The 7,708-nt window shown below is 45.1% G+C and carries 7 protein-coding genes; 5 read left to right on the forward strand and 2 right to left on the reverse strand.

The genetic code is table 11. From position 1 onward, the window contains the following. Positions 1-216: 216 nt before the first annotated feature. The gene (locus V7Q33_RS22885) at positions 217-1,980 is read right to left on the reverse strand and encodes an OmpA family protein (RefSeq protein ID WP_333821428.1); all 1,764 of its coding nucleotides are present in this window, start codon (positions 1,978-1,980) and stop codon (positions 217-219) included. A 143-nt stretch (positions 1,981-2,123) separates the two neighbouring features. Then, positions 2,124-2,561, reverse strand: coding sequence for a cytochrome B (locus tag V7Q33_RS22890; protein ID WP_331984034.1), 438 nt, complete (start codon positions 2,559-2,561; stop codon positions 2,124-2,126). A gap of 112 nt (positions 2,562-2,673) precedes the next feature. On the opposite strand from V7Q33_RS22890, the gene V7Q33_RS22895 reads away from it, so the two are divergent. The 5 genes from V7Q33_RS22895 (at position 2,674) to V7Q33_RS22915 (ending at position 7,689) form a co-directional block, all read left to right on the forward strand. Beyond that, on the forward strand, positions 2,674-3,630 hold the full coding sequence (locus V7Q33_RS22895; RefSeq protein ID WP_333821429.1) for a hypothetical protein: 957 nt from the start codon (positions 2,674-2,676) through the stop codon (positions 3,628-3,630). A gap of 12 nt (positions 3,631-3,642) precedes the next feature. Further along, on the forward strand, positions 3,643-4,488 hold the full coding sequence (locus V7Q33_RS22900; protein ID WP_333821430.1) for an SMP-30/gluconolactonase/LRE family protein: 846 nt from the start codon (positions 3,643-3,645) through the stop codon (positions 4,486-4,488). A 78-nt stretch (positions 4,489-4,566) separates the two neighbouring features. After that, the gene (locus V7Q33_RS22905) at positions 4,567-5,868 is read left to right on the forward strand and encodes a DUF2157 domain-containing protein (protein ID WP_333821431.1); all 1,302 of its coding nucleotides are present in this window, start codon (positions 4,567-4,569) and stop codon (positions 5,866-5,868) included. A gap of 6 nt (positions 5,869-5,874) precedes the next feature. After that, positions 5,875-6,450 (forward strand): GDYXXLXY domain-containing protein, encoded by a 576-nt coding sequence (locus tag V7Q33_RS22910; RefSeq protein ID WP_331974827.1) that lies wholly within the window; start codon positions 5,875-5,877, stop codon positions 6,448-6,450. 96 nt (positions 6,451-6,546) lie between these two features. After that, positions 6,547-7,689, forward strand: a complete 1,143-nt coding sequence (locus V7Q33_RS22915; RefSeq protein WP_333821432.1) for a PQQ-dependent sugar dehydrogenase — start codon at positions 6,547-6,549, stop codon at positions 7,687-7,689. Positions 7,690-7,708 lie beyond the last annotated feature (19 nt).

Here is a 7,708-nt window from a genome sequence, read left to right on the forward strand (position 1 = left end):
TAGCTACTGGCTACGAGCCGCTGGACGTGGAAATGTTATCGGTTAATAGTTATCCGTTATAAGGGAAAGAAAATGCAGTCAGGAACATCAGTAAATATAAAGTGCCAGATGTTTCTATCTGGCACTTCATTCATTGTTACGTATTGTTCAAACTATCGATACAAACACTCCCTGACCCACTCACACTTCTAGCAGCTAATGGCTCGCAGCCAGCAACTATTTCTTCACCACTGTAAACTCCACCCTGCGGTTGTTCGCACGGCCGGCATCAGTGTCGTTCGTGTCAATGGGTTTGCTTTCTCCGTAGCCGTGTGCAGTGAGGCGGAAGCTTTCTATACCCTGACTGATGAGATAGTCAACTACCGCTTGTGAACGGCCTTGCGAGAGATTGGCATTGTAATCATCAGAGCCTTTGTTATCGGTGTGGCCTGCAATCTCGATCTCTACCGTACTGTTTTGTTTCAGAAAGTCTACTACCTTGTTGAGCTCGGTGAATGATTCTTTCTTTAAAGTAGTCTTATCGAAGTCGAAGTATATATTCTTCAATCGCACGGTTACACCAATCTCGATTGGTAATAAGTATAGGTCGCGTACCGCAGGAGAGAGTTCTTCGCTTTCAAGTTGAACACTATCCGTTGCATTGAGGTATCCTTCAGCAGAAGCGGAGATCATGTACCAACCCAGCTTCGGAACTTCTTTCTCGTAACTTCCGCGACTGGCTTCTACCTTAAAGGTTGTCTTACGGTCGTTACGCAGACTGATGTCGAGTTTTGCCGGGATCAGCTTGTCTGTTTTCTTGTCGTATACATTGCCGGATACCAGCAACTTCTTGGCTACCGGCTTCAGCAATATTTCGATATATACTGTGGTATCTTTGGTAAGCACCGGCAGTTTAAAGGATTGTTCTTTCGGGAGAAATCCCTCTGTGCTGGCTGCTACTGAGAATTCATTCATCTCTGGCACTTTGGTGTCAAACTTACCGGTAGCATTGGAGCGTAACCTGAGTGGATCTTTATCCTTGATCTTGATATCTACATTTGCCTGCAGAGGTTCTTGTGTTTTTTCGCTGAGCACAGCACCAGTCAATTGTACTTTGAATGTTTTCGGTACCAGTTCATACAGATCGAGTTGAGCACCATCCATCGCTTTGTTGGCACGGCTGGTAAAGATGTTGCCAGCGTTATCGATCGTAAAGTAATAATCCAGTGCGCTGGTATTAATCGGCTTTCCCAGGTTAACCGGCTCTGACCAGTTCATCCACGTATCGTCCAGGCGTGTAGTCTTGTATATATCTACACCACCCTGGCGGCCGGGCGACTGACGGGCGCTGGCAAAATATAGTGTCTTTTGATCGGGCCCAATGAAAGGGCCAACGTCATCGGTAGTAGTGCTGAGTTTGAGTTTTACCGGCCTTGACCATGAGCCGTTGGCTTGCAGTTCACTGCCATATAAATCGCTGTCAGGACTGTTTTCTTTTTCGCTGAAGTAGATGATCATGTGTTTCATATCGGCCGACATGCTGGCACCATAGAAGCGGCCTTTGTTCATCGACTTGAAATCTTTTACATCGAGCTCGCGGATGGAACCATTGGTAACGATGGAGAATCCTTTCTCACCTTTTGAGCGACCGCCTTTAATGAACAGGCTTCCATCGGGAAATACGGTGAACACCTGGTTGGAGCGATGCACGTTGAACGGGCTGCGCAGGTGCTCTGCTTTGCTCCACACACCGTTGGCATCTTTCTTCGACATCCATATATCCTGGGTGTCATCTTTACCCAGCGTGTTCTCGGGGTGGTCCTGAACAAAGAAGTACAGCGTTGTACCATCGGGTGAAATTACGGGGGCGGCTTCGTGGTGGAACGTGTTTACGTTCTTGTCCATCTTCACGAGCTCGTATCGTTGCATGGATTGCAACGCAGGCTGACTGACAGCGCAAAAAGTGACCAGACTAAAAAATAGTGATAAAGGGGTTTTCATGCAGGTTCAATTAACAGAGTAAAGTTAAAACAATAACAGAAAATCATATAAACAAAAAAACCGGGCAAAAGCCCGGTTTGTCGATCGTGACTATAAGACTTGATCGCTTTGCCAGCGATTACTTACATTGACTGTGCAGGTGGTTATACGGCCCAAGCATTGCGCATTGGGATGAGTATGACCATCGCCAGGATAATGATCAAAGCAATGGTGTTGAAAATAAACAACCGTTTATGTTTGGCAACCGGGTCGGTCATGCGTTTCGAAGTAGAACGTGCAACTGTGATTAATACCACTGCAATCAGCATTCCGAAGACGTGCTCCACTGTCCAATAGCGTGTTACTTTATCAGCCATGGTTTGCCCATTGAATTGTACGAACGGACTTACAAAATATAGTATTAGCCCTACTACCAATTGAAGGTGAGTAAAGATGAGCAGGAACAGGCTAAGCTTGTCGTCTGTTTTTTCAAAAGGTTTCTTGCCGGTGAAGCCTGTTAATGATTTAAAGATCACCACAAGCAATAACAACAGCACCAGGTAGCGAAGGGATGAGTGGGTATGTAATAGTCCGGTATACATAGCAGATTTAATTTGCGCACAAATTAGCACGGCAAATCGAAAGTTCCGAGCCTTTCACAACTTCTTTGGAAACACTAAAAATTTTACTTTTGGTGCCATAATCCTAATGCTCATGCTCAGGTACCTGTTTGTATTTTGTTTTACGCTAATGGCTATAGCGGTGCGTGGCCAGGATGATAGTGTTCGTCACGTGCCCGATACGGTAAAGGTTGGTGCGTATGTGATCAGTGTTCACGATATCAATTTTCACGACAAGGAATATACAATTCGCTTCTGGCTGTGGTTTGTATACGACAATGCCCGCTTCGATTTCTCCAAACAACTGGATATACCCAATGCCAAAGAAATTGAACCACCGGAGATCATCGTGGATAGTGTGGATGGAAAAGCATGGGCTATCATGAAAATGAAATGTGTGATGAAGGAGAGCTGGGATGTGCAGGATTTTCCGTTCGATCGCCAGCATTTAAGGGTACAAATAGAAAACACGGTGTTCGACAAACGAAGTCTGATATTTGTACCCGATTTGAAGGGCAGTCGCTTTGACGAGAAGGAAGCTATTGATGGATGGACGATCCATGACTTTCATGTGGAAAGCAGAGAGAACGATTATGAAACCGGTTTTGGTGATGCCTCCAATCCATACCAGGTATTCTCCACCTTCAACGTCGAGATGAATATAGAACGCAACGCCTGGGGATTGTTTATGAAGATATTCATTGGTATGTATATCGCGTTTCTCATTGCTATTGTAAGCTTTACACCGCATCCGTCAGAGCTTGAGCCACGGTTCGGGCTGCCGGTCGGTGGTTTGTTTGCAGCCGTGGGTAATAAGTATATTATTGATTCTGTGTTGCCAGAATCCTCTTTGTTTACCCTGGTGGATACGTTGCACGCCTTTACGTTCTTTGCCATTTTTATGACGCTCGTAGTGTCGGCTATCTCACTCAAGTGTCATGATAATAATAAATTGGATTTGGCCATGCGGGTGAACCGTGAAGGGTCGCGCATTGTAGTGGTATTATATGTAGTGGCAAATCTCGTGGCGATTGGATTAGCATTACGTTAACTATATATCTATATGAAAAAACAAATCAACCCAAGAATCATTTTTATGCTGGCGGCTTCGCTGATCGCGTCCGCAGTTTCTGCCCAGACATTAACGTTAAAGTGGAAAACGGATACGTTGTTCCGCGTACCGGAATCTGTATTTGTTGACAGCAAAAACAAAGTGTTGTATGTAGCCAACATCGATGGCAAGTCTGATGCAAAAGACGGACAAGGATTTATATCGAAGGTGGCACCGGATGGAAAGGTTATCACCTTGCAATGGGTATCCGGACTCAACGCTCCCAAGGGGATGGGCGTTGTGAAGAATACATTGTATGTAGCAGACCTGGATCGTATTGCCATCATTGATATTCCCAGTGGTAAGGTATCATTCCATGAGATACCTGATGCACAGTTTCTGAACGATGTTACTACCGATGATAAGGGAAATGTATATGTATCAGATTCCCGCTCGGGTAAAATCTATAAATATGCTAACAATAAAAGTGAAGTATATTACGAGAACCCCGAGATCAAAGGCACGAATGGTCTGCTGATTGAGAAAGGTCATCTGTATTTTGTAGACTTCCCCACAGGTAAATTTTATAAGCTTGACGGCAGCAAGAAGCTTACACAGATTGGTACATCCGGTCAGGGTGGCGATGGTATTGTGCCTGTTGGTAAAGATGCTTTCCTGATATCATCATGGTATGGTGAAATATATTTACTGGATGCGGCAGGCAAAGCTACCAAGCTGCTCGATACAAAAGATCAGAAGCTGAATACAGCAGATATATACTACGATGCTGCATCCAAAACACTGTATGTTCCCACATTTTTTGGAAACAGCGTGGCGGCTTACACCTTTGCGATGTAATCACTACTTTTTGTATCTTCGTAAACACGCAACCCGCGGAAACGCGGGTTGTGTTTTATATGGATATCCACGATTGCCATGAGTAAACCTATCCTGAAAGACCTGCCCGAACTGGTGCATGCCCATGTTATCTCTGAAGAAACTGCGCAACGCATCCGGGTATATTATGAACAGAAACAAGAGCAAACGCCCAACCGCCTCATGGTTGTCTTCGGAATTTTAGGTGCACTGCTCGTGGGGCTTGGTATCATTCTCATCATTGCACACAACTGGGATGACTTTGGAAAGCCTGTTAAACTTTTCTTTGCATTGTTACCCCTGCTTGCCGGCCAGGCGCTCTGCGGTTATACGTTGTTTAAGAAACAAGATAGCGTTGCCTGGCGCGAGAGTGCGGCTACCTTTTTGTTTTTGGCTATAGCTGCGGCCATCTCTATTGTGAGCCAGGTATACAATATAGATGGAACGCTGGCAGGTTTTCTTTTTACATGGATGTTGCTCGCATTTCCCATCATCTATGTAGTGCAGTCGTCTATAGCTTCGCTGCTATACATCATTGGCATTACGTGGTATGGATGCGAGCTCAGTTATTTTCATTATCCTTATGAAACCGCCTGGTGGTATTGGGGGTTGCTCGCACTTGTAATGCCGCATTACTATTTGCTATACCGCGATCGGAGTAACAGCAATTTCTTTTCATTTCATTCATGGCTCATAGCACTTTCTGTTACCATTGTGCTTGGCATGTTTGGCAATTGGCTGGAAGAGGTTATTATACTGGTATATATCAACGTGTTCAGTGTTTTTGTGCTCATAGGCCAATTCGGGAAGATTGCGCAGCGCAGGCTGGCCAACAACGGGTTCCTGATTGTTGGAAGCCTCGGTATAATTTCATTGTTATTAAGTTTAAGTTTCGATTGGTATTGGGACGAAACATTGCGCAGAGACTGGCAGCACGATGCAGACTTGTTGCATGCCTACCCGTACTGGGTATCGTTTTTGTTGGCGGCTGGTCTATTGGCTGTGTTGGGCAGGAAACATTCGCTGGCGGTATTGAATGCCAAGAGCTACACCTTCCTTACGATATTTATACTATATCTCATCAGTATGCGCAACACGTTTGTTCCGCAGGTGCTGGATAATATTATGCTGTTTGCATTTGGCGTCTTTACCATTCGCGATGGTGCACAGCAAAACCGCCTCGGTGTAATGAACTATGGATTGCTCATTTTAACAGCGTTGATCGTTTGCCGCTTCTTTGATCTGGATATGAGCTTTGTGGTGCGCGGCTTACTGTTTGTAGCGGTTGGTGTTGGATTCTTTGTAGCCAACTTCTGGATGGTGCGGAAACGGAAAGCAGGAAGTGATCATACAATACAATAATGGATTATGAAAAAGATATTGATACCAGCCTTTGTTGCAATGTGCCTGGCCCAATGGTTTATACCGGGGCAGATGATTACGGGGCAGGAAGCTATATTAAGCCAAGGTAAGGTATATAAATTCAGAACAGCTCCCATCGATCCTGCCGATCCCTTCCGGGGAAAGTATATTACGCTGAGCTTCGAACAAAATCATATTGGTGTTACTAACTCTAAAGAATGGAAACGCGATCAGGAAGTATATGTGTGGCTGTCGGATTCGGCAGGTTTTGCCTATATAACGAAAGTGTCCATGTTCGAACCGGAAGGCACCGATTTCGTAAAAGCTAAAGTCAATCGGGTTACAGACTACGATCGGTATACACTTTGGATCGAATATCCTTTCGAACGCTTTTACCTGGAAGAATCAAAAGCTGCCGGTGCTGAGCAGGTATACCGCGAAGCCCAGATCGACTCTGCGCAGGTAGCCTATGCCGTTGTGCGCGTCAGGCATGGCGAAGCAGCCATTGAAGACGTAAAGATCAATGATCGCAGCATAGCCGATGTTGTGCGTGAATTAAATCATGCGAAATCATCCGACTAGCCGGTAATATTTCCGTTTCGTCATAAACTGCATGATTTTGAAGGTGCGATCTGTATCTTCGCCAGTACAATTTACCCCTCATTAAATCTTTATTCTATGCATTTTAAAAACGGTATACTATACCTGTTATTGGCTACGGCCATTTTCAGTTGTTCTGAAAAGAATGGATCGGAGAAAACGGCTACATCAAGCGTGGTGACAGAATCCGAAAAATTAAAATTCCGTATCGACACATTAACAAATGAGCTGGAAAACCCTTGGGGAATTGCTTTTCTCCCCGATGGAAGAATACTCGTAACTGAACGTAAAGGCGAGATACGCATTATACAGGACGGAAAGCTCCTCGCAGAGAAGATAGAGAATGTTCCGGCTGTATATGCCCATGGGCAAGGCGGCCTGCTGGATATTATTGCGCATCCTGATTATGCTACCAATGGCTGGATATACTTTAGTTATGCCAAACCCGGTGAAGGTGGAGGAGGCACTACCATTGTTCGGGCTAAACTGAATGGCAATGCTCTTACCGATGTGCAGGAGCTATTTACGGCACAGCCTTACGTTGATTCTGAAGTTCACTTCGGATCGCGCATTGTATTTGATGGTAACGGGCATATATTCTTTTCCTGTGGTGAGCGGGGCACAAAAGAGAATGCGCAAAACCTCGGCAATCATTTAGGAAAGGTACTTCGCCTCAATGAAGATGGCTCTGTGCCGAACGACAACCCGTTTGTTGCTACAGCCGGTGCTAAACCTGAAATATGGAGCTACGGCCATCGCAATCCGCAGGGACTTGTATATAACAAAACTACCGGTGAGCTATGGAATGTTGAACACGGCCCTAAAGGCGGTGATGAATTGAATAAAGTAGAGAAGGGCAAGAACTATGGATGGCCTGTGATTACTTATGGTATTAATTACGATGGCACCCCGATTACTGCTATAACTGCGAAGGAAGGTATGGAACAACCCGTTTGGTATTGGGTGCCATCAATCGCTACCTGTGGCATGGCGCAAGTTACCAGCGATAAATATCCAGGCTGGAAAAATAATTTCCTGGTGGGAGCACTCGCACAAACGCACATAGCACGTGTAGAAGTAGAGAACGGTAAATATATAAAACACGAACGGATACTGGAAAAGATTGGCCGTGTACGCATGATCGCACAGAGCCCGGATGGTTATCTATATATAGCAACGGAGAGCCCGGGAATGGTATTGAAGATAAATCCTGCTCAATAAGTTATCCGCTGACAGTTAT

The sequence above is a fragment of the Ohtaekwangia sp. genome, assembly GCF_036786105.1.
In the GTDB taxonomy this organism is placed as follows: Bacteria; Bacteroidota; Bacteroidia; order Cytophagales; family Cyclobacteriaceae; genus Ohtaekwangia.